The organism is Pyrinomonadaceae bacterium, assembly GCA_036277115.1.
Lineage (GTDB): Bacteria > Acidobacteriota > Blastocatellia > Pyrinomonadales > Pyrinomonadaceae > UBA11740.
The window spans coordinates 658,569-680,683 of sequence record DASUNM010000023.1 but is presented as its reverse complement, the minus strand read 5'-3'; the positions used below and the strand labels follow the sequence as shown (position 1 = coordinate 680,683).

Genomic DNA, 22,115 nt, shown 5'->3' with positions numbered 1-22,115 from the left:
CCCTCCCTTACGGTCGGGCTACTGCCCCTCAATTTACCGCCGGCAGAATATGTTCGGGCACGTAGACGTTCTGGGAAATAAACATCGACGGGTCATTGTAGTTGCCGCCGTAAAAGGCAATCACTAAATCGAGATCAGGGATCGCCATCACGATCTGACCGCCGTTTCCCCCCGCATAATACGCGCGCACAGTGCGGCCTTGGTAAGGATATTCATTGATCCACCAAAGGTAACCGTATTGTCTTTTGCGACCGCCAATCTCCGTCACTGACGTCGCCGTGGCGCGTCGTGACCATTCAGGCGTAAATATCTTTCGCCTGTTCCATGTCCCGCCATTCAGATGCAATTGCCCAAGTTTCATGAAATCGCGCGGTGGAAATCTGGCGCCGCCTGTCAGGCTGAAATCGCCGGACGGCGATACCATCACGTAATAGCGTTTGATCCCGAGTGGTTCCGCTAAGAGTTTATGAAAGAGTTCCTGCGCGGTTTGGCGCGACGCGCGAGCCAAAACTCCACCGACGAGGTTCGAGCCCGCACTGCAATAAAATGCTTTCGTGCCTGGCTCGTGAACGATCTTCAACGCCATCGTCCATTTGTAATAATCCGGCTCCTTGTCCTGGTCCCAGAAATTATCTTCATAGCCCGGCGATCTCTCCGGCGTGTCCCAGTCGTCGCATTCAAATCCGGACGACATGGTGAGCAGATGCTCGAGTGTGAGGGCGCGCTTTCGCGCCTCTAAGCCGGGCGGAAATTCTCCGCCGTTCATAACTTGATAAACAAAATCGTTTGTCCGGATCGGAATGCCGGAATACATCGCGGCGCCGGTCATGTCTGAACCGATGCTTTTTGAGGCCGAGCGCGTGTCGTGCGGCTTCTCGCGGTGCTCTCCGTGAAAGTATTCTTCCAGGACAAGCTTGCCATGCCGCGCGATCAGTATGCCGTGGTCTTCCCGAGCGTTGGGTGCGTCCATCGGCGTGTCACTCACCATTTGGATAAATTTCTCTATCGCGGCGCGTGAGATTCCCACTTCTTCGAGTGTACCGGTCTGCCAGCCGTCTTCAAGCACCGGAGGCGACGCGTATCGGTATTTCTCGGTGGGACGGCCGCGCGGATAGAAGTTGCTTGTCGCATCAGACGTCACGCGTCTGAATTCGTAAGTCCCTCCTCGCTCCAGATAGATCGCCAGCAGTCCGGCATCAGCATTGAAGCTGCCCTCAGCTATGAGCCTTCCTTTCTCGCTGCCTTGTTTCGCGGCAAAGAGTTTTATTGATTTTCCCTCGCGCTCGACCGAGTCAACGCGATATCGGACCTGCCAGCCGAGATGGCGTTCGGGATTGCGCAGGAAAGCGCCCATCGAGCCGTCGTCGCGCTGCTTAATCATCAAGTAGAAGGTCAGCGCGTCATCCAGCGGCGCGACCTCCCCACGCCACTCGCGCCCGTGTTTGGTGAGCGTGACGGGAGATGCGAGAGGAGAGATTTCAACGCCTTGGGGTTGCGTCCAATGGCCGACTATTTTCGTGCGGCGCGCGTCGAGCCTGCCGCGAAACTTCCCCTGCCGATCCGGCAATTCAAACCAAACTGAATCGCCTTCAATCTTCACGGTGGCGAAACGGCCCGCGATTTCTGCTTGCCAACGGTCGCCTGTTTGCCGAACAAACAAAGTCCCGCGCACTTCAGGACCGAAGCGCTTCTTTGCTTCCCACAGTCCGGCGAGTTCTTTCGCCGAGTTCGATTGAGGTGTGACGCTCCGCGCCGACATCATCGCTGAAATCACAAGCGCCGAGACCATGGTTGTTAGAAGAAGTCTTCGCATTGGTAGTTACGAAACACTCATTTCGAGAGAGTAGTGTGACGGTGCACCCAGTCGGCCTTCAGCTTCCACAAGCCTGCGACAAATTTCTGCTCTGCGCCGCCGGTGCTCGGACTTCCCGACTTGGTCTCGAGCAGACTATGACTGGCATTCGTATAAACCTTGATGAGGTATCTTTTGTTCCCGGCCTTTACCATCGCGCGTCGAAAATTTGCGACGCTTTCCTGAACCGGCAGGAAAGTGTCTTTATCACCCCAAAACGCGAAGACGGGGATTTTCAGACTTTCCAACGCAGGCACCGGGTCGTAGGTCATGATTGATTGACGCTGTGTTAGACGCTCCAACCTGTTCGGAGGATTCGTGTACGCAAGCCATCGTTCACCGCGCGCTTTTTCCATGAGGGCCTGAAGCTCGCTCCATCCGTTGCCCGTTCGCGCCACCTCAAATTTCAGCCGCATGAAATCTGCACCTTGTTTGACGGTGGACTCCGGGAATTTATCGACTCGAAGCTGCGTCTCTGCGCGAAAGCTTTCCTGTTTCCAGCCCGGCACGCCGACAAATGACTGCATGATCAAAAACGAAACGTCTTGAGAGCGTGAAGCGGCGAGAGAAACTATGAAAGAGCTATTGCTAAAGCCGAACAAACCGATCTGTTTTGGATTGACGTCTGTCCGAGTCTTAAGAGACTGAACCGCGGCCAAAACATCGTTGGCTAGATCCGAAAACGAACTTGAGTTAGCAGTACCGCTCGATTCGCCGCCTCCACGAGCGTCAAAGATAAAGGCGGCGATGCCGCGACTCGCGAAGTTGTGCGCCCACATTCGTAATAGGTCTCGGACCGTGCCGTAATCTCCGGGCGTTACAATCACAACGGAATGGCGTGGGCCGGTCGCAGGCAGAATCAGGGTGCCGCCGAGACTGACCTCGCCGTTTTGGAATGTGATTCGCTCCTCTTTCAATTCGATTCTGCGAGCCTTGAGCTGGACGCCATTGTTGGTTCGCCACGTCAGGCCTATAGGCTTGCTGTTTGAGTCCATCTCAAAAATAACTCTGGTGGTTGCGGGGAAACTGACCGCCAGACCATCACCGGAAAAGAACTCATTTTCCGAGGGCCAGAGCGTGCCGACTTGTCCGGTCTTATAGTCAACGTAATTCAGCGTTCTTGCGTAGTTCCACCCTCGGAAGAGGGAAATGACGTGGTCGGGCGCAACTCGGTACGCGCCGTAATATTTTTCCAGCGTGGCAAGCGTCACGTTTGCCCACGGCGTGAGTCCGAACGTTCCTTTTGATTCACCGTAAACAAAATTTCCTGAGATGGTGTTGCCGTTTCGACGCCCGTCGAAAATCACTTTTCGCGTCTGCACGGGAACTTCCAAATGCAAAATATCCCCGGTGTGCTTCAGATTCTCTAGCGGCACATTGATGGCGTTTTCGCTGCCTCCGTAGTAAGGCGAAATCACATCGGCGGTGCCACCCGAGTTTTGGTCCTGGGCGCTGAAGCGAACATTCACTGCCACCCATCTGCCATCCAACCAGAACCCGCCCGTCCAAACGCTGCCGGCCAGAGGCTGTGCGACATGAGAAGTTGCCGCCGTTCCTGACCAGAGCAGCAGCAGAAGAAGAACCAGACCTCTGGTGGCGTTGGCTATTTCCCGGTGTTTGCAGAGACCGTTTGTCATTTTGCTTACGGCGTTGAAGAGTTCTGCACTTATGCTGACAAAAACTCTCCTTGCTTAAATCGTTTGTCAATCTTCATAACGTTTGCGAAGTCTTGAAGCGGATTGCCCTCTAACACTAAAAAGCTCGCTTCATATCCATTTCTCAGATAGCCGATTTTGCGCTTAGGGAAAATCGTTGCCGCCGTTGTCTCACACCACATTTTCAGCAAAGTGCGATTATCAAATACCGCCAGCTTCTGCAGATTCAGCGCCTCATCCAGAGATGTTTGCCGGTAACTGTCGCTGCCGATTGCAAGATGAACCTCGTGCTTCTTCAACAACTGAAGATTGTGAACGAGCAGTCCGCGTATTTCATCGAACGGCTCGCCCGCGTTTTTCTTAAGCGCGTGGTCTATGGCGGATATTAATGTCGTCACAACCGTTATTCGGTTTCGTCCGGCAAGTCGCGCGTCGCTCTCGGAGATTCTGAAGCGTGCCGCGTCATACTTTGTCCAATCGCCCCTTTCCGGTCTTAATCCGGGCGTGTGATTCAGCTCATCAGCACCGGCGACTACGGCGTAATGAAAATCGGTTGCCGTCTCGACATGAGTTGCGACCTTAAGGCCTGCCGCGTGCGCGCGGCGGACGATTTCGGGTAGTAGGGTGGGATTAAGTCCTCGCCAATCAAGATAAGCATCGTCGCCTTTGCGCTTCTCGTATTCCTCTGAGTACTGAAGGTAGGTCTTGATGAAATCCGGTTTTCCCGCGAGAACCCTTCCCCATTTGCGGTCAAGATCTGCGGTGTTATCAATGCTGAAATAGAAACTGCCTTCAGCCCAGATTTCGGGATTCTCGCCGCGTTCCAGGTTGCGCTTCACGATGCCGAAAGGGTGCCCTCCCGAGCCGGTCAATCCGCCGTTGGCAAAGGTCACATCAACGCTCGTCGGAATATTTATCTTCCCGGACAGAGACGTTTTTGCCGTAGGAAGGCTATTCGGGTTTTTGACATAGAAGATACCCGCCTGAAGGTACTTTTGGATGACCTCATCAATGCGCCCGGAGTACTCGATATTATGATTGTGTGCCTCTCCGAATGGCGGAACCACATATTTGCCGGCCAGGTCTATGACGGAATCAATTCGAGTTGGTTTTTCGGATCTCAAAACTCCGTCGACCGAATAGAATCGCGAGTTCTTAAACCCTTGCCCGTCGAACCATCGGCCATTGACGAACTCGTAAGCCTTTGACACCGAACGCCGGCCCGCCATCTTTGCCGCAGTCGTCATACCAACTGACGCTGCCGCCGCGGTGGCTAGAAAAGATCGTCGTGTGATTTCGGTGGCATTAGACATATTCGTGCTGGCTTTACGTCAATGTGGATGGGAGAAGTTTTTTCGCCGAACGTTCAATTGATCACGGCCGGCAAGATGTACCTGCTCATCATGCTGAAAACCTGGGCGTGCATGTACCATTTCCCGTAGGCGGTGCCAGTGACGACTATGACCAGCGGTTGATCTTTGAAGACGAAGATCTTGCTGCCGCCATTACCGGTGGCGAAAAAAGCCTCATGACGTTTGCCGCCAATCGTGAAGGTCGTGTTCCAGAAGAGGTAGCCGTAAAAGTCACTGCCTCCAGGCGAGAGAACTATCTGTTTCGTAAAAGTTTTCTGCACCCAATCGCGAGCCAGCAATTGTTTGCCGTTCCAGCTGCCCCCGTTCTGGTAAAGCTGCCCAAACTTTGCGAAATCAAGCGCGCTTAGCTGGAGACCACCCGCCGTGCTTGGAACTTTTTGCGGCGTGTATTGCCATTGGTACTTAGTAATTCCGAGCGGTTTAAACAATTTCCGATCAGCGTACTTTTCCAATCCCTCAGGAACGGATTTGTTAATGATGTCGCCTAGCAGCACGACGCCGGTCGTGAAATAAGCCCACTTTTCGCCCGCCTTTCTCTTTTGATCCATCGGCAGGTCGAGCGCGAACTTTATCCAGTCACCAGTGGGATACATTTTTTCTTCATTGCCGGGCGAGTTCTCGTCATCATCGTTGCCGTCAAAGGCAGAGCTCATCGTCAGCAGATTCTTAAGCGTGACGCTTTCTTTCTGCGGAGAGTAGTTCGCAAACCTTTTGAGAACGTAAAAGTCTTTGAGCGTTTGATTCTCGCTTTTGATGTAACCGTCCTGGATTGCCATTCCCATCATCGTCGACGCAAAAGACTTCCCGACTGAGCGCGTGTTGTGCAGCGTGTCTCTGGTCGCGCCATTAAAATATTCCTCAATCAATAGCCCGCCATCCCTGATGACAACTACGCTCGTGATCTCCTTGTACACATTTGCCGCGATCATGCGGTTGAGCTCTTCAATCCTGGTGCGGTCGTATGGCGCCTTCGAAATTTGCCAGCCGCTGTTCGGCCGGATCGGCTGAATCGCAGCTAGTGTTTCATCAGATTTCCTCTTGGCCGGCACGACGACTTGTATCTCGCCGGCCGCAATCAAATCTCCGACTTTTGTTTCCGAGGTTTTAAGGTACGGGCGCAGCTCGATCATTAGTCGATGCGTCCCTGCAGTCAGAGCCTGTTGCCCGCCGTTCATCAGAAACAGTTGCCAAATTCTGGCACCGGCACCGGCGCTATCCGGTTCCGCCGAATTTAGAAGAGCGAACCCAAGAGTTGTCAGCTTGATCTTGGTTTCTTCTCGTACCCAATATGGATTCAAGTTTTCCTCGTGGACCAGGACGCCATCGACGAAAAAGGAAAACTGGTAACTGCCCTGCCTATTAAGCTCCTCGACGGTTAAATGCGGCTGAAGTTTGTGCAGGTAATTCGTGAGCGAGTTCCCCATGAAAGCTCGCAAGCTCAAATCAGCCGGTGCTCGTAATTCAGCGGTGGTTATGAAGTCGGCAGGCTTGAGGTTCTCGATCGGAACAGGTTTAGCTGTAAAGACGATCCGGCCGACGTTCGCTTGATGGATCGGAGCGGTTATTCCATCGTTTTTTACGACGTCACCCTGGGCTCGCACTCGACCGCAAACGAATAAGCAGAGAACTATGGTCAGAGTGGCGAGCAATAGCGATTTTGATCTCTTCATTCCTCAACCCCTGTTCTGCCCAGACAAGGTACGCGCCGGTTACCGACGAGGGCTAAATAACAATTGTCCTTGAGCGCTTTGCACCCGCGGGACGCGCGGGAGTGTCGGGCGTACATGATGGCTCTTCAACATCAGACAGCGGTTTGTCCAGGTCGCCGGCCGCGCCTTTGGAGACTATTCCTCCGTGTTCGGTCGATGACGTGACTCGCGCGTCACCCCAATAAGTAATCACTCCACCGTTGGAAACACTAGCGACCATTGTTATCTGTGGTTTAGCGAGAATTCTGCCGCCCTGGTTCACCGCAGAAGTGATGTTGTTCGCCAGGATTGCGCGGGCGTCAACCGTGCCACCATGCCTGACAGCGAGACTCATTGCTGGCTGAAGCGGGAAATTCCCCCGGCTTTCGATCAGACCGCCGTTGGTAGCGGAAATCGCATTGATGCGTGGAGTCACAATCTCAACCTGAAGTTCGTATCCACGGGGGCATTTGTCACGACATTTTTCGATGAGCAGCCGCTCTTGCGTGACCGCGATCAGGGAAGTATCTCCATTGCCTTTGAGCAGCGTCACTCGCTGTGGCGATCCATATTGAAGCATCGCTTTGACGCCGCCATCCAACTCGATTGAGGTGAAGGGCGCGAGCGATAGAGCTTGTTGCGGTTCCGCACTTACCACCGGCCCCATCTGAGTTTTTGTTGGTTGGACAGCTAACGACAGCAACGCGAGACCAATAATGCCGGCGCCCAGCACAACGCCACGAATCTTGTACATGTTCCTTCCTCCTGATCGGTTATTTCTTCTGCGGCTTCAATTCCCAAAGCACGTTCACGATTACCCAACGCCCGTTGAACTTCGCCATGTGCATGTAGTCGATCCAGCCCGACATGACTGCTTTCACGCTGGCGGTATTCTCAAAGACGTCCAGGATGATCACGTCCTTTTGTTGATTGTCTTTCGGAGTGTCCTTGCCGCCGCCACGCTTCACGCCTTGCACAAGGCCCATCGCGCTCATTTGATCGAGGCGGCTGCGTCCTTCCGGACTGTTGCGCACAATACGCTTGGCCAAATCGGGATGTAGCGACCGTTCCATCCGTTCGGCATTCGCTTCGTACCAGCCCTCAACATAGTCGAGCGCGGTTTGCTTAATTGCCTCTCGCTCCTTGTCAGCCTCCTGGGCATAGGCTCCCGCGCAGCAAACCGTCAGAACTAACAGTGTGGTGGTGATGATTCTTTTCATATTCGTCCTCCAAAAACATTGAATGGGTAACGTTTCACTTGCTTATACCTCGACTTGTACTTCTCGATTTACTGCTTGACCACATTGGCTCACTCCAGGCCTGAAGAGGCCTTTGCCGCCTTCCAGATCACGGCTGCGTCAAAGCCGTGGATCGTTTTGATGACATCGGGATTCCAACCCTCGAGGCCCCGCATAGACAGTGGCCGCAGGGCGCGGAGATCGATCACTTCATGACCCGTGGCATTGGCGTTTGGCAGCACGCGCGTGAGGCGCCGGTCGCCGGATCCGAGGTCGTCATAGTCGTCCGTCGAAATCGAGCGGAAGCTCCGGCCCTGCCCGGGCACCGCCTGACGAGAACCGGGACCAGGGAGGACGAGAATATGAAAAGCTCGCTCTCCCGTAAGCGCCGCGACCTCGTCCGCCATCGCGCCGATATCGAAGAGATTGACGTAATTGGCGCCGCGGATCATGTGGTTCAAGCCAAATTTCATCATGACCTTAGGCGGCGTCTTGCGCACTGGCGTTTCCTTTAGCATCGCCGCGAAGTTATCGCGGGTCCATTTAGTTCGGCGCTGCATGTAAGGCCACATGCCTCCGCTGCGCTCGGCGGTTTCGATGGCAAGTGATTCCTCAAGCGTGCGCATGATCGCGTCACTCTCATGGTCGGGGTCAGGCCACGCCGCCCGCACAGCCGACACCAGGGCCGGGTCTTCCGCCAGGATGAACATGTCATCCGGGTTTCGAGTTTGCTCAAACCGAGCCCAGGCGTTGGCGGACGCCTGCTTCAGACGAGTGAAGGCCTCTCGTGCGCGTTGCGGGACTCTGGCTTCGAGCCTCGAGATCAGATAGCGATCGCTAAAGATCTCACGGTCCAGTCCCCAAAGAACGCGCTCATTTCCGGGCGCGGTCTGGATGACATCGGCGAGGAACTTAGCCTCCTCACGCAAGTTGTAAAACGTAAACAACCCGGGAGTCTTCAACAGATCTTCGATCCCTTTGACGCCGTTGCGCCTCGCGGCCGCTTCAACATCCGTCGCGATAGCCGGCGAAAGCTCAAGGGCTATTCGGCTGTAACCGGATCCGCGAAGTGCATGGAACAGTGCCGCTGAGAGTTCGGCGGTTTCCGCAACTCCGTGCTCCTCACCGAGCAATGTGAAACGTGCATTCCGCGCTTCCCGCACCAGCCAATCCCAGCCGGGCCCGGCCGGACCGCCGCTCATGGTTAAGGGAAGCCGGTTTCTTTGAAGTGCTTCGAGAAGGCGCGATACCCGGCTATCAATCTGCGTCGAGCCGCCGGAAGGTGTGGTGCCCGTCCCTTGCCCCAACGTCGACGAGCCTGCGAGCAAGGAAAGTCCACCTACGAATAGTAGATCACGCCGACTTATCTTCATCCCACCTGCCTGCAATACCTTTCCAGCATTTCTGCCTCACGTTGGAATTCCAGCCAACTTGAGCCGCTGGCAAATTTTACAAACCAAGCATGCTGATAACTGCGACTCGTGCGACGACAGTAATGACCATTCTTCGCGATGGCCCGAGCGTACGTTCGAATGTGCCTGTGGGAAACGGTTTTGTGGTGAGTGGGGGAAAGCAGACGGCGAGGCGGCATACTCGTGGGGTTAAGAGAGTCTCACGTTCCTGAGTTTCTAACGGGGAGAATCGTTGAGCAGTCGCTGCACTCGATCTCGATAGCCACGGCCGGTTTCCAGTCGAGTCCCGTCCTTGAGCATGATGTCGTACTCTCCGCGAAACAGGGGCCGCAATTCTTTGACTCTTTGAATGTTTACGATTCGCGAGCGGTGGATGCGCAGAAATTGGTCCGGATCCAATTTCTTTTCGAGGTTATTCATCGTTTCCCGCAGCAGATGCGATTCACTGCCGGCGTGCAGCCGGACGTAATTGTCGGCCGCTTCGATCCAATCAACTTCGGCTACGCTCAGGAAAAAGATTCGGCCGGCGGACTTGATAACCAACCGATCCACATACTTGTTCCGCGGCTGGAGATCGTCCAGCAGCCCCTGCAATCGTCGGCCCAGGTCGTCGATGTCCTTGCGCTCAATGTGCTGCCGCGCGCGTTGCAGTGCGCTTGCAAAGCGGTCGTCGTCAAAAGGTTTAAGCAAATAGTCCAGGGCGTGGACTTCAAAAGCGCGCAAAGCATAACGATCGTACGCGGTGACAAAGATCACGGCCGGCATCCGCGCGGGCCCCACCGCATTCACCACCCCAAAGCCATCCAGCTCGGGCATTTGCACATCAAGAAAAACCAGATCCGGCGACTCTGTCTCAATCGTCTTCACGGCTTCGTGGCCATTACGGCATTCAGAAATGACTTCGAAGTCTTTCTCGTCCTTGAGCTGCGCACGAATCCCACGTCGAGCGAGCGGCTCGTCGTCGGCAATGATCGTGCGAATCCTGGGCATGCTCTTAAGCCGCGTCTGCCTCGCTTGAGCCGTTGCGGAATGGAATGAGGATCGTTACCTCCAAGCCGCCACCGTGAGGACTGTGCATCTCGAAACTGTGATTGGCGCCATAAAGCTGGTCGAGTCGCGCTTGGGTGTTCGCCAGGCCGATTCCCTTGGTTAATCCTGCCGCGCCGGCGGAACCAAGACCGGCTCCGTTGTCACGGACTTTCAGTCGCACCATGCCGTTCTCGCGCGCCGCCGAGATATCAATCACCCCCGGCTGCGCCCGCGGCGCGATGCCGTGTCGAATCGCGTTTTCTACCAGCGGCTGCAAGATCAGATTCGGTACAGTCGCGGTCAGGACTGCCGGGTCGATGTCCATTCTGACCGTCAACCGATCGTGAAAGCGCGTCTGCTCGATTTGCAGATAGTTATTCAGAAACTCGAGTTCTTCTTTCAACGAGACTTCATGGGTCGCGGCATTATCCAGACTCGCGCGCAGCAAATCGCTGAGTCTGGTCAGCATGCGACGTGCGGCCGTCACATCCTCGCTCATGAGAACTGATATTGAGTTCAGGGTGTTGAAGAGGAAATGCGGATGAAGCTGCATTCGTAGCGCGTCGAGCCGCGCCTGGGTCAGCCTGGCTTCCAGTTGCGATGCGCGCAACTCGCGTTCACGATACTTGCGGTAGTAATCGATCACATGGCTGAGGCCGATCACCATCCAATAGGTGAGCACCTCGGCATGAAAACTTCCCACGAGCTGCGCGCGGAATGCCTGCCACAACGTCTGCCTTCCATCAGTAAAAACGAGTGCAGCTGTGATCGCGGTATAAATTCCCAGCAGAACAAATGAGATCACGCCGCTGACGGCGAGATGTATAAGGATGCTCCCTACCCATCTTTGCCGGTCAATCGGAAAACGGTGAGCTAAGCGGAGAATCAGCGGCGTGGCCGCGAACCAGAGACCCGCGCAAATCAGCCAGATGACCACCGCGCGTAGAATGTTCGCTGGAACTCCGGCGTAAGCGCGTCTGACGACGATCTCGCTCGCGAAGAAAAGAGCGAACGCCGTCCACCCCAGACCTATCAGTATCCACTTCGATAAGGTTGAGTTGAGTGCGCGCTTGCGATCCATGGCGCACCAAGCTTAGCGCCGATCCGTTTGCGCGCAAAAACAAATCCTATTCGAAACTCGCAGGTGTGTGGCCAATGGTGAGTAATGAGGGGTGAAGCGCGCAATTTGGTGCAAAAGGTTTTGGTTTTCTCAGTGTCTCTGTGTGTCCTGTGTGCCTCTGTGGTGAAAATATCCAAGCAAAACTCCCACAGAGACACAGAGCATTTCACAGAGACACAGAGCGAGGCGGTTACGACAACACTCGAATCCTGCAAAAGGTCTTAAATGAAGAACAGGGTGATTCTGGCCGTGATCGTCAGCGGCTCACAATTCGCTCGAACTCTTCCGGTGGAGGCTCGAAGAAATTCATCGCGCTCGAATTCTCCATCGTAGTTTGATCGGTCGAGAAGATTCCCGAGACGCGCATCTTGAACTCGTCCGCGTTGGTCGCGTTGTGAATCGCTTCTTCGTAAGTGATCTGGCGCGACTGAAGCAGATGGAACAGAGACTGATCGAATGTCTGCATGTTGTATTGCGACGCGCCATTTGCGATCGCTTCGCGAATCAGCGAAGTCTTGTCCTCATTGACGATGTGATCGCGAATCAGAGCCGTCGAAACCATCACCTCGACTGCCGGCACGCGTCCTGAACCTTTGGCGGAGCGCACCAGCCGCATCGAAATCACCGCTTTCAGAATTCCGGCCAACTGAATGCGCACTGACTTCTGTTGATGTGAAGGAAACGATGAAACGATACGCATAATCGTTTCGGTGGCGTCGAGGGTGTGCAGCGTCGATAACACCAGATGGCCGGTCTCAGCCGCGGTCAGCGCGGTGCTGATCGTTTCCAGGTCGCGCATCTCACCGACCAGAATCACATCCGGGTCCTGGCGGAGCGCGCCCCGCAGTGCTTCGGCGAACGAACGCGTATCAACATCCACTTCACGCTGAGTGACAAAGGCGACTTTGTCGCGATGCAGAAACTCAATCGGATCTTCAATCGTTACGATATGACCGGACCGCGTGGTGTTGATGCGATCGATCATCGCCGCGAGCGTTGTCGACTTGCCTGAACCGGTCGCGCCGGTGACGAGAATCAAGCCGCGTCGCTCTTCGGCTATTCGATCAATCACCCCTGGAAGTCCGAGCGCCGCTGAGGACTTGCTCTGATCGGGAATCACGCGCAAGACGATACTCACCGTGCCGCGCTGCTGAAAAATGTTCGCGCGAAAACGCCCCAGGCCTTTGACGCTGTAAGCGATATCGACTTCGGAAACTTCCTTCAGCTTCTGCTTCTGGCGATTCGACATCATCGAGAACGCCATGTCGAGCGTGTCTTCGGGGCAAAGCTTCGGCGCGTCGGCGACGGGATAGAGTTCACCGCCGATCCGCATGATGGGGAACGAGCCTGCTTTCAAGTGCAGGTCAGAAGCAAAGTGCGCGGTAGCCGTGACGAGCAGATCGTCGATTTTGACAGACATAGAGCTGTATTAATCCTTGCCGAGGGTTTCGGTTAACTATCGGAGAGGTAATGGGCAAGAACTGGACTGAATTGGTCAGGCGAAAGCGCCTTGGAGCGGGACCTCGATTATCTTAGCGGGTTGGTTCGAAAGCGGTCAATGAAATTTTAGTCCAGAGTCTTCAGTATGGAGTCTGGAGCTTGAAGTGCTCAGAGTTTGAGGGATCTGGCTTGAAATTACTTTATGACTGCAGACCTCAGACTCCAGACTTCGGACCCCAGTTCCGTGTTATATTCGCCGCCTCGCAAACATGATTGAGCCAGAAACAGCTCACCCTGATCGCGTGCAGTGGGCGAAGGTAATCGACCACACTCGCTGCATTGGCTGCCACGCGTGCACGACAGCCTGTAAGTCCGAGAACATCGTTCCGATCGGCGTCACCCGCACTTACGTGAAGCACGTTGACGTCGGCGTCTGGCCGCAAGTGCGCCGCGCGCACCAGGTGACGCGCTGCAATCAGTGCGCGCACGCGCCTTGTGTGACCGCTTGCCCGACCGCGGCGATGTTCAAACGCGCGGACGGCATCGTCGATTTCGATAAATCGATCTGCATCGGCTGCAAAGCCTGCATGGCTGCCTGTCCCTACGACGCGATCTTCATCAATCCGGAAGATCACTCAGCCGAGAAATGTAACTTCTGCGCGCACCGCATCGATGTGGGGCTCGAGCCGGCCTGCGTAGTCGTCTGTCCGACGCAAGCGATTCTGATCGGAGACATGAACGATCAGTCTTCATACGTCGCGCAGATTGTGAATCGCGAAGCGGTGAATGTGCGCCGGCCTGAGAAGGAGACGTTGCCGAAACTTTTCTACAAAGGGGCGCACCAGGCGACGCTGGATCCTCTCGCAGCACGGCGTCCCGAAGCCGGCCTCTTCATGTGGAGTGAACAGCAGCAGTCACGTGAGCAAGTAGTTTCCGGCAATCCAACTTACAACAACACTTCGGCGGCGGCGTTGTTGAGTTACGACGTGGCGCATTCAATTCCCTGGGACTGGCGCGTGAGCCTTTACACGTGGACGAAGGGAATTGCGAGTGGCGTTTATTTGGTGGCCGCGTTGTTAGTGCTATTCGGATTCATGCCCCCTGAAGACCCTTTGTGGCTTTGGGTAGCACCGATTGTTTCAGGCGCGTTCCTGGGCATCACCGGACTGTTGTTGATTTGGGACCTGGAGCATCCCGCGCGGTTCTACATGATCTTTACCAAAGCGCAGTGGCGAAGTTGGCTGGTGAAAGGGGCGTTCATTATCGCCGGATATTCCATTGTTCTCGCCACACATTTCGTGCTTAGCATCCTGAGACCCCCTCAGATTGGGCTCTGCATGTTCTGTTTCCCACCCTGGACTGAGCGCGTGCAGTTTTGGTTGATGATTCCCGGAATTGCGCTGGCGACTTTAACCGCGATCTACACCGCCTATCTTTTTGCCCAGGCCAAGGCACGCGACCTTTGGCAGAATCCTTTGCTGCCGCCACATTTGTTCTTGCAGGCTTTGTTGCTGGGTTCTTCAGTGATGTTGCTGTTCGCAGCATTGATGCGATGGACATATCTCAGCGATCGGGGATTCGCCGCGATAGCGCCAGACCTAATCGGATGGCAGTGGATTGTCGTCATTTCAAGCTTGCTCCACCTTTTAATGATCTGGGGCGAAGTGACGCTCACTCATTCGACTTCACATGCACGTCTCGCAATTTGGGAAATGAAGAGCGGTCGATACAAGAACGTGTTCTGGGCGGGAGTGGCGCTGTCGGTCGCCGGGGGAGCGTTGCCGTTGCTGGCGATTTTGGGCTACGTGGAAGCCTCAATGGGTATTGCCGGCGCACCGTTGGCCATGATCGGGATGATGCTTTACGAGCACGCGTACGTGCAGGCAGGACAGTCAGTGCCGCTTGCATAGTTGAATGCGCCTTTTGGAGTGCGCCGGCTTGACGGCGCTTTGTTCCCTCTCCCAATGGGAGAGGGAGCATACGTCACCGCACTTCAAAGATTGGAGCGTTATGGTTGATCGTACCGAATGGATTAAACGTCAATTTAAGTTCGAGCTGCGGCTCGGCATGTACGGGAATGTCGTCGAGCGTGTGCGCGGCACGCCGGCGCGCCTCGAAGATCTGACGCGTGGGTTGTCGCGAGAGATCTTGACGCGGCGTGACGGTGACAAGTGGTCGATTCAGGAGCAGGCCGGGCATCTGCTCGATATCGGAGAACTTGAGATGAGACGGCTGGACGAGTTCGAAGCCGGACGTGACACGCTCTCCGCCGCTGATATGACCAATCAATTGACGCACGAAGCGGATCACAACGCGAATTCGATCGAAAACATTCTCAGTGCATTTCGCCGAGAACGAATGGCATTCGTTGCGCGTCTCGATTCGTATGATGAAGAGTTCGTTTCGCGCACCGCATTGCATCCGCGCCTGAAGATTCAGATTCGCGTGATCGATTTAGCATTTTTCATCGCCGAACATGACGACCACCACTTGGCGCGCATTTCTGAATTGAAGCGAAAGTTCGCTTAATTACATGAGCAATCGTTATCCGGGCCCTTCGCGCATTCATCTCTCCGCGTTCCCGCCCAAGGAACGTTGGGATGATTGGACTGAGCTTGATTCGCAGGCCTGGCCGCGACGGAAAGAGCGGCACTATCAACTCGTGCCCACGACTTGTTTCAACTGCGAGTCGGCGTGTGGGCTGCTCGCTTACATCGACAAAGACACAAACCAGATTCAAAAGTTTGAAGGCAATCCCGAGAATCCGGGCAGCCGCGGACGAAACTGCGCCAAGGGTCCGGCGACGCTCAATCAAGTTAACGATCCGGATCGAATTCTTTATCCGCTGAAGCGGAGCGGTAAACGCGGTGAAGGTAAATGGGAACGCGTCGGTTGGGATGCAGTGCTCGACGATCTTGCTTCGCGAATTCGGAAGGCGATTGTCGAGGACCGGCGTCAGGAAATCATGTATCACGTCGGACGGCCCGGCGAAGATGGATTCACGGAACGCATTCTGGCGGCCTGGGGCGTTGACGGTCACAACTCGCACACAAACATCTGCTCTTCAGGGGCGCGTGAAGGTTACCAACTTTGGATGGGGCTCGATCGGCCGAGTCCCGATCACGCAAACGCGAAGGTTATTCTGCTGATCAGCGCGCATCTCGAGTCCGGCCATTACTTCAATCCGCACGCGCAACGCGTCATCGACGGCAAGGCGAATGGCGCCAAGCTGATCGTGATGGACACGCGGCTGTCGAACACCGCGACGCATGCGGATCACTACATCGCGCCTTATCCCGGCTCGGAAGCGGCGATTCTGTTAGCGATTGCGAACTACCTGATTCAGAACAATCTCTACAATCGCGAGTTTGTGCGGAGATGGTGGAACTGGCAGGAATACCTCGAACAGAGGTCAGAGGTCAGAGATCACAGGTCAGCAGAGCTATCATCGCCGCAGAGCGGCGAAATGTTTATAGACGGCGATGCCACCTCCCCAGATTCCCGGAGCGAGCCGGGTTCAGATGGAACGGACGAGTCTATAAACATGTCGCGCCTACGGCGCGAAAACCCGGCAGCATCATTCCAAGCCTTCGAGCAGGAGCTAAAACTGCTCTACCGTGAATACACCTTCGATTTCGCCGAACAGGAATCAGGCGTTGGCGCGAAGACGCTGGAAGAGATCGCGAAGCTGGTCGCAACGGCCGGTACGCGCTTCTCAAGTCACAACTGGCGCAGTGCGACTTCGGGAGTCAGTCACGGCTGGTCCGTCGCGCGCTGCCTGTTCATGCTGAACGCTTTGCTCGGCGCCATCGCCACTGAAGGCGGCGTGTTTCCCAACGCGTGGAACAAGTTTGTGCCAAAACCGATTCACACGCCGCCGCATCCGAAGATGTGGGGCGAGATCAATTGGCCGCAGGAATTTCCGCTTTCGATGCACGAGATGTCGTTCCTGCTTCCGCATCTTTTACAGGACGGCCGCGGCAAACTCGATACGTATTTCACGCGCGTCTACAACCCGGTGTGGACGAATCCCGATGGCTTCGCGTGGATTGAAGCACTGACCGACGAGAGTCTAATTGGCTGTCACGTTGCGCTGACGCCGGTGTGGAACGAAACCAGTTATTTCGCGGACTACATTTTGCCGATGGGACTCGGGCCTGAGCGGCATGACGTTCATTCATACGAAACGCACGATGCGCAGTGGCTTGGCTTTCGCCAGCCGGTGATGCGCGCGGCGCGGCAACGAAATGGGGACGACGTCACGGATACGCGAGAAGTGAATCCGGGTGAAGTCTGGGAAGAGAACGAATTTTGGATGGAGTTGACCTGGCGCATCGACCGCGATGGCTCGCTTGGCATTCGCCAGTACGTGGAATCGAAAAAGAAGCCGGGCACGCGTCTGGGCGTAGACGAGTACTACGGCTGGATGTTTGAAAACTCAGTTCCGGGATTGCCTGAAAAGGCCGCCGCCGAGAATTTGTCGCCGCTGGAATTCATGCGGCGTTACGGTTCGTTTGAAATCTCAAAGAAAGTTGGCCCGCTTTACGAGCAAGCCATACCGCCGGAAGAACTCGACGATGTCCGGGAAGACGAACGCGGCCGCGTATTCACGCGCGCGCCGAAGCCGGCTTCGCCTAACGTCGTGCCGGTTCCCAGTCCCGATGGCGATGCCGATGGCCGCCGCCTGGTGGGCGTGCGTCTCGATGGTGAAATCAGACGCGGCTTTCCGACCCAGAGCGGCAAGCTCGAATTTTTCTCCCGGACGATCGCTGATTGGGGCTGGCCTGAATGCGCGATTCCAAACTACATCGCCAGTCATGTTCATCCTGAGAATCTCGAAGCCGATCAAACCATTCTCATCTCAACGTTCCGGCTTCCCATTCAGATTCACACGCGCAGCGCGAACGCGAAGTGGCTGAATGAAATTGCGCACACGAATCCGCTCTGGTTGCACACGGCTCACGCGGCGAAGTTAGGCGTGCGCACTGGAGACCTGGTGCGCGTGGAAACTGAGATTGGATATTTCGTCGTGCGGGCGTGGGTGACTGAAGGCATTAAGCCGGGCATCGTCGCATGCAGCCATCACATGGGCCGTTGGAAGACGCATGAGAGTGGCCAACGCCAGTTGACGGCGACAGTGACACTCGATCGTGATGGAACTAAATGGGGAATGAAGCGCGAGCGGGGCGCCGAGCCGTTTGAATCCAGCGACGCTGACAGCCTGCGTATCTGGTGGAACGATGTCGGGGTGCATCAGAACCTGACTTTTCCGGTTCACCCCGATCCGATCTCCGGCATGCACTGCTGGCATCAGGCCGTGCGCGTGCGCAAAGCCGAACCGGCGGACAGCTACGGAGACATTCATGTTGATACCGCGAAGTCGCGTGAGGTTTACAAGAAATGGCTGGCCCAGACGCGACCTGCGGAAAAGTATTCTCCCAATGGCGAGCGCCGGCCTTATTGGATGCTGCGACCTTTGAAACCGGCGCGTGAGTTCTATAAGTTGCCATCTCAAGCCACTTAGCCGAGCGAAGTCATGGCGAAAAACAAAGCTTATCGAAAAGCGGAGAAGAAGATCGAAGCGGCGCGGCGGTCGGGCGCAAAGGAACTCGATCTCAGTGCGGAGTGGAAGGCGGAGGAGAAGCTCACGCAACTGCCAGAATCAATCGGTCAGCTTGCGCAGTTGCATTCCCTAAAACTCTTCCGAAACCAACTGACGACGCTGCCCGAGTCGCTAGGTCAACTCACTCAGTTACAGTCGCTGTATCTCAGCCACAACGAACTGACTTCGCTGCCTGAATCACTGGGCCAACTCACCCAGTTGCATGCGCTGGATCTAACCGAAAACCAACTGACGGAGCTGCCCAGAATGCTCAGCAGCCTCACTGAGTTGCATCAGCTTCTTCTCGGCCGTAACCGACTGTCGGCGTTGCCCGAGTCGCTGGGTCAACTTACTCAGTTGCATACGCTCTCTCTCGATGACAACCAACTTAGGGTGCTGCCCGAATCACTGCGGCATCTCACCCAGTTGGCGTGGCTTGATCTCGACAATAATCAACTGACGGCACTGCCCGAGTGGCTGGGCGAACTCACTCAGTTGGAGACGCTGTATCTCGCCAACAACCGACTGACGGCATTGCCGGAGTCAATGAGCCAACTCACCGGGTTAGAACTACTGGATCTATCCAAAAACCAACTGTCAGGGTTGCCCGAGTGGCTGGGCCAACTCACCCAATTGCAAACCTTGTCTATCTCCTACAACCCTGTGACGGCTCTGACCGGGTCGTTGGTTCAACTCACCCAGCTGCAGTCGCTGTCTCTCGACAGCATCCAAATGACCACGCTGCCCGAGTGGCTGGGCGAGATCACCCAATTGGAGTGGCTGGATCTCGACAACAACCAGCTAACCGCGCTGCCCGAAACGCTAGGCCAGCTCACGAAATTGGATCATCTCTATCTGTCCAACAACCAACTGGCCACACTGCCAGATTGGCTTGCACGACTCGAACTGCTCGTAGTTCTAAAAGTCGACGGTAATCCCCTCAACCCCGAACTCGCCGCCGCTTACAACGAAGGCCTCGACGCTGTCAAACGCTACCTGCGTGAACTGGCCAAGGGCACAAAAAAACGGTACGAAGCCAAGCTCCTGATTCTGGGTGACGGCAATGAAGGCAAGTCCTGCGTGTCGCGCGCGCTCCGCGGCTTGCCGTTTCAGCATCAAGTGACAACACGTGGAGTTGACGTCGAACAGTGGAAATTTGGCCACCCGGATGAGCCTGACGATGCCAGCAAAGTGATCACCTTGAACATCTGGGACTTCGAAGGTCAGGAAATCAATCACCAGACACATCAGTTCTTCCTGACTACGCAGGCCCTTTACCTAATCGTGTTCAAATGCCGCGATCAGTTCCTGATGGATCGGGCTGAATATTGGTTGGACACGATCAAAGCGCGCGCGCCAAGCGCGAAAGTCGCAATTGTGATCACCCAATGCGAAGAGCGGACACCTTATGTCCCGCAAGACAAGCTTCAGTCGCAGTACGGGGAATTGTTTGTCGAAGGCCAGTGGCTGTTTCCGGTAGGTTGCGGAGACAATTCGGGCGTCGCGGAACTGCAGAGCTGTTTGAAGCGGTGGGCGGCTGACCTCGATTTCATGGGTTCTGATTGGCCGCAGAGTTACAGCCGCGCCGAAGGGGGGATCAAGGAGAGGGCCGGCGCCGAAGCGCACATCACACGCACTGAACTAAACGGCATCTTTGAAGAGTGCGAGATTGACCAGAGCGTCTTCAAAGATCTGGCACGTTCCATGTCCATACTCGGAGCAATTACCCAGTTTCCTGACTGCCCCGACTTGACCGACTTTGTGGTGCTGCAACCGCAGTGGCTCACCAAAGCCATCAGCGAAATCATGGAAGACAAGCAACTGACGATTGACAAAGGCGAGATCTTGCTGCAACGGATGGAGACTGTTTGGGATGGCAAAGGATATGGCGGCTTGTTCGCGACATTTCACAACTGCATGAAAGAGTTCGAACTTTGCTACGACCTTGAGGATCGCGATCGAAGTTGCCTAGTGCCGCTACGCTTTGGCTACGAAAAGCCGCCCATTCCATGGACCATTAATAACGGGGTCAAGGAGCGACGGGTCGAATACAAGCTGAACATTCGGCCGCCCACCGGCATTATGAGCCGCTTCATCGTCAAGACCCATCACATGATCGTCAAGACGGCGGAGCATCCGAAAGGTATCTATTGGCACAACGGCGTGTTCCTGCGTACCGGCGAGGGTAAATTAACGAGTGAAGCCCTGTGCGAATTCGACAGCGACCAGCGCAAACTGCGGATTGAAGTCCGCGCGGCGTTCCCGCAAAACCTACTCGAACAGATTCATGGTTACGTCAGAGCCGTCTTTTCATTTTTTGGAGGGCTCGAACCTGAGCGCTCGTATGGTTGCATTAAATTTGAAGACGATACTCCCGAAGAAATTGACTGCGTGGGCCTTCATACGGAGAAGCGGATATTCTCAGAGATTTTGAACCAAAGCCCAACATTGAATTGCGAGCACGGATTCCACAAAGTGGATCCGCGGAAGCTGATCTTCGGATTCAGCAGTTTCGGCGAATTTGTGCCTGATAGTCCGGCGCTCGCCGCGCTCTTGAGAAGAGAGCTGGACAAGAAGCCGGTGTGGGCCGAAACGCTGACGCAGGACTTGGGGAAGTTGTTGGTCTGGGTGGATGACAGCAGCGACAAATTAGACCAGTTAGTTCGCGATCAGGCTAACCTGATCCCAGAAATCAAGCAACAGGTCGAGCTCAAATTACACGATTATCTCGGGTTTGTGAGTGATATGCTCGACGACCGGAACTTCACTTCGGCGCCGGGAATCATTTCGATTAGCACAAGGGATCAAAGCAGATGGAACCCGGCATCTTACTTTAAGAAGACATATCTGTTGACGCCGTTTTGCGAATCCCTAGATAACATTCATCCGTGTGAAGACGGGCAGGTTGAGTTTATGAAGGACCGTGAATGGTGGGAGAAAACCGCGCCTTGGATCGCGCGCGGAACTAAGGTTTTGGCGGCGGGCTTGCAGTTAGCATTTGCCGGAATGCCACTCGCACTGGAACCGCAGACATTCGACGCGATAAAGGACCATGTGAAATTAATGAATGAACTTACCAAGCACATGGAGTTGAAAGCCGATACCGATCGGACCGCAGGCGCGGTGGAAGTGTTCCAGCGAGACTCCGCCAATTTGTCTGAACGCCATCTGAAAACCCGATTGATGCGCACCGCACTTGCTCGCTTTCTTGAAGAGACCGCTCCCAATAACTATAGGGCGCGTCGATGGGGTTCTCTGGAGCGCGTGCACATGAGTGATAATTCATATCGCTGGCTGTGCGAAACGCACGCTCGATCCAGGCCCTGAAACGATTACGAAAACGGTCGTCGCTGCCGGCGCGAAGGTGGCGCTTCCCGAAATTGACTACAAGGGAATTGAGGCGCAATTGGCGCTTGGAAAGGCGAGCGCGGAAGCGCTGCTGAAGGGTGGAGAGAAAATGGGTGAGTGGCTGGCCAAGGATGACGACCTCGACCTCAGCCACGGAGCAGCGATTCGCGCCGACGGCGCGATACTCCGACAACTGCACGCTTGGTTGAAAGAGAAGGACCCGTCTTTCGGCGGACTGGTGCGCGTCCAGAACAAGCGGCAGGAGTTTCTTTGGGTCCATCCGAACTTCGAAACCGAATACTAAGACAGCGCCGGCCTTACTGGATGCTGCGGCCTTTGAAACCCGCAAGGGAGTTCT

The 22,115-nt window shown here is 55.3% G+C and carries 15 protein-coding genes; 5 read left to right on the top strand and 10 right to left on the bottom strand.

Annotated features, from left to right (window positions below; genetic code table 11):
* Positions 1–28 precede the first annotated feature (28 nt).
* The 10 genes from VFX97_09865 to VFX97_09820 form a co-directional block, all read right to left on the bottom strand.
* Entirely contained in the window at positions 29–1,813 is a 1,785-nt protein-coding gene (locus tag VFX97_09865; GenBank protein HEX5703491.1) for a serine hydrolase, read from the bottom strand.
* A 17-nt stretch (positions 1,814–1,830) separates the two neighbouring features.
* Entirely contained in the window at positions 1,831–3,489 is a 1,659-nt protein-coding gene (locus VFX97_09860) for an alpha/beta fold hydrolase (protein ID HEX5703490.1), read from the bottom strand.
* Between the two features lie 29 nt (positions 3,490–3,518).
* Positions 3,519–4,820: an amidohydrolase family protein gene (locus VFX97_09855; protein HEX5703489.1), complete on the bottom strand. Its 1,302-nt coding sequence runs from the start codon at positions 4,818–4,820 to the stop codon at positions 3,519–3,521.
* Positions 4,821–4,873: 53 nt separating this feature from the next.
* On the bottom strand, positions 4,874–6,550 hold the full coding sequence (locus VFX97_09850; protein HEX5703488.1) for a serine hydrolase: 1,677 nt from the start codon (positions 6,548–6,550) through the stop codon (positions 4,874–4,876).
* Between the two features lie 52 nt (positions 6,551–6,602).
* Complete coding sequence (locus VFX97_09845; protein HEX5703487.1) at positions 6,603–7,322, bottom strand: hypothetical protein; 720 nt, start codon at positions 7,320–7,322, stop codon at positions 6,603–6,605.
* Positions 7,323–7,341: 19 nt separating this feature from the next.
* Complete coding sequence (locus tag VFX97_09840) at positions 7,342–7,788, bottom strand: nuclear transport factor 2 family protein (protein HEX5703486.1); 447 nt, start codon at positions 7,786–7,788, stop codon at positions 7,342–7,344.
* 89 nt (positions 7,789–7,877) lie between these two features.
* Complete coding sequence (locus VFX97_09835) at positions 7,878–9,179, bottom strand: hypothetical protein (protein HEX5703485.1); 1,302 nt, start codon at positions 9,177–9,179, stop codon at positions 7,878–7,880.
* Positions 9,180–9,434: 255 nt separating this feature from the next.
* Positions 9,435–10,208: a LytTR family DNA-binding domain-containing protein gene (locus VFX97_09830; GenBank protein ID HEX5703484.1), complete on the bottom strand. Its 774-nt coding sequence runs from the start codon at positions 10,206–10,208 to the stop codon at positions 9,435–9,437.
* Positions 10,209–10,212: 4 nt separating this feature from the next.
* Entirely contained in the window at positions 10,213–11,328 is a 1,116-nt protein-coding gene (locus VFX97_09825; GenBank protein HEX5703483.1) for a histidine kinase, read from the bottom strand.
* A 295-nt stretch (positions 11,329–11,623) separates the two neighbouring features.
* Complete coding sequence (locus VFX97_09820; GenBank protein HEX5703482.1) at positions 11,624–12,787, bottom strand: type IV pilus twitching motility protein PilT; 1,164 nt, start codon at positions 12,785–12,787, stop codon at positions 11,624–11,626.
* Between the two features lie 289 nt (positions 12,788–13,076).
* On the opposite strand from VFX97_09820, the gene nrfD reads away from it, so the two are divergent.
* The 5 genes from nrfD to VFX97_09795 all read left to right on the top strand — a co-directional run bounded on the left by nrfD (position 13,077) and on the right by VFX97_09795 (position 22,061).
* The gene (gene nrfD / locus VFX97_09815; GenBank protein ID HEX5703481.1) at positions 13,077–14,717 is read left to right on the top strand and encodes an NrfD/PsrC family molybdoenzyme membrane anchor subunit; all 1,641 of its coding nucleotides are present in this window, start codon (positions 13,077–13,079) and stop codon (positions 14,715–14,717) included.
* Between the two features lie 100 nt (positions 14,718–14,817).
* Entirely contained in the window at positions 14,818–15,336 is a 519-nt protein-coding gene (locus tag VFX97_09810) for a DinB family protein (GenBank protein ID HEX5703480.1), read from the top strand.
* A 4-nt stretch (positions 15,337–15,340) separates the two neighbouring features.
* Positions 15,341–18,331, top strand: coding sequence for a molybdopterin dinucleotide binding domain-containing protein (locus VFX97_09805; protein HEX5703479.1), 2,991 nt, complete (start codon positions 15,341–15,343; stop codon positions 18,329–18,331).
* Positions 18,332–18,343: 12 nt separating this feature from the next.
* Positions 18,344–21,736 carry a leucine-rich repeat domain-containing protein gene (locus VFX97_09800; protein HEX5703478.1) on the top strand — a complete coding sequence of 1,131 codons (3,393 nt, stop codon included), beginning with the start codon at positions 18,344–18,346 and terminating at the stop codon, positions 21,734–21,736.
* Entirely contained in the window at positions 21,684–22,061 is a 378-nt protein-coding gene (locus VFX97_09795) for a hypothetical protein (GenBank protein HEX5703477.1), read from the top strand. The genes VFX97_09800 and VFX97_09795 overlap by 53 nt, the downstream gene beginning before the upstream one ends.
* Positions 22,062–22,115 lie beyond the last annotated feature (54 nt).

Coding starts and splice junctions, on each gene's coding strand:
- VFX97_09855 (HEX5703489.1), bottom strand. CDS start 4,820: ATGTCTAATGCCACCGAAATCACACGACGATCTTTTCTAGCCACCGCG.
- VFX97_09860 (HEX5703490.1), bottom strand. CDS start 3,489: ATGACAAACGGTCTCTGCAAACACCGGGAAATAGCCAACGCCACCAGA.
- VFX97_09845 (HEX5703487.1), bottom strand. CDS start 7,322: ATGTACAAGATTCGTGGCGTTGTGCTGGGCGCCGGCATTATTGGTCTC.
- VFX97_09850 (HEX5703488.1), bottom strand. CDS start 6,550: ATGAAGAGATCAAAATCGCTATTGCTCGCCACTCTGACCATAGTTCTC.
- VFX97_09820 (HEX5703482.1), bottom strand. CDS start 12,787: ATGTCTGTCAAAATCGACGATCTGCTCGTCACGGCTACCGCGCACTTT.
- VFX97_09865 (HEX5703491.1), bottom strand. CDS start 1,813: ATGCGAAGACTTCTTCTAACAACCATGGTCTCGGCGCTTGTGATTTCA.
- VFX97_09805 (HEX5703479.1), top strand. CDS start 15,341: ATGAGCAATCGTTATCCGGGCCCTTCGCGCATTCATCTCTCCGCGTTC.
- VFX97_09830 (HEX5703484.1), bottom strand. CDS start 10,208: ATGCCCAGGATTCGCACGATCATTGCCGACGACGAGCCGCTCGCTCGA.
- VFX97_09825 (HEX5703483.1), bottom strand. CDS start 11,328: ATGGATCGCAAGCGCGCACTCAACTCAACCTTATCGAAGTGGATACTG.
- VFX97_09800 (HEX5703478.1), top strand. CDS start 18,344: ATGGCGAAAAACAAAGCTTATCGAAAAGCGGAGAAGAAGATCGAAGCG.
- nrfD (HEX5703481.1), top strand. CDS start 13,077: ATGATTGAGCCAGAAACAGCTCACCCTGATCGCGTGCAGTGGGCGAAG.
- VFX97_09840 (HEX5703486.1), bottom strand. CDS start 7,788: ATGAAAAGAATCATCACCACCACACTGTTAGTTCTGACGGTTTGCTGC.
- VFX97_09835 (HEX5703485.1), bottom strand. CDS start 9,179: ATGAAGATAAGTCGGCGTGATCTACTATTCGTAGGTGGACTTTCCTTG.
- VFX97_09810 (HEX5703480.1), top strand. CDS start 14,818: ATGGTTGATCGTACCGAATGGATTAAACGTCAATTTAAGTTCGAGCTG.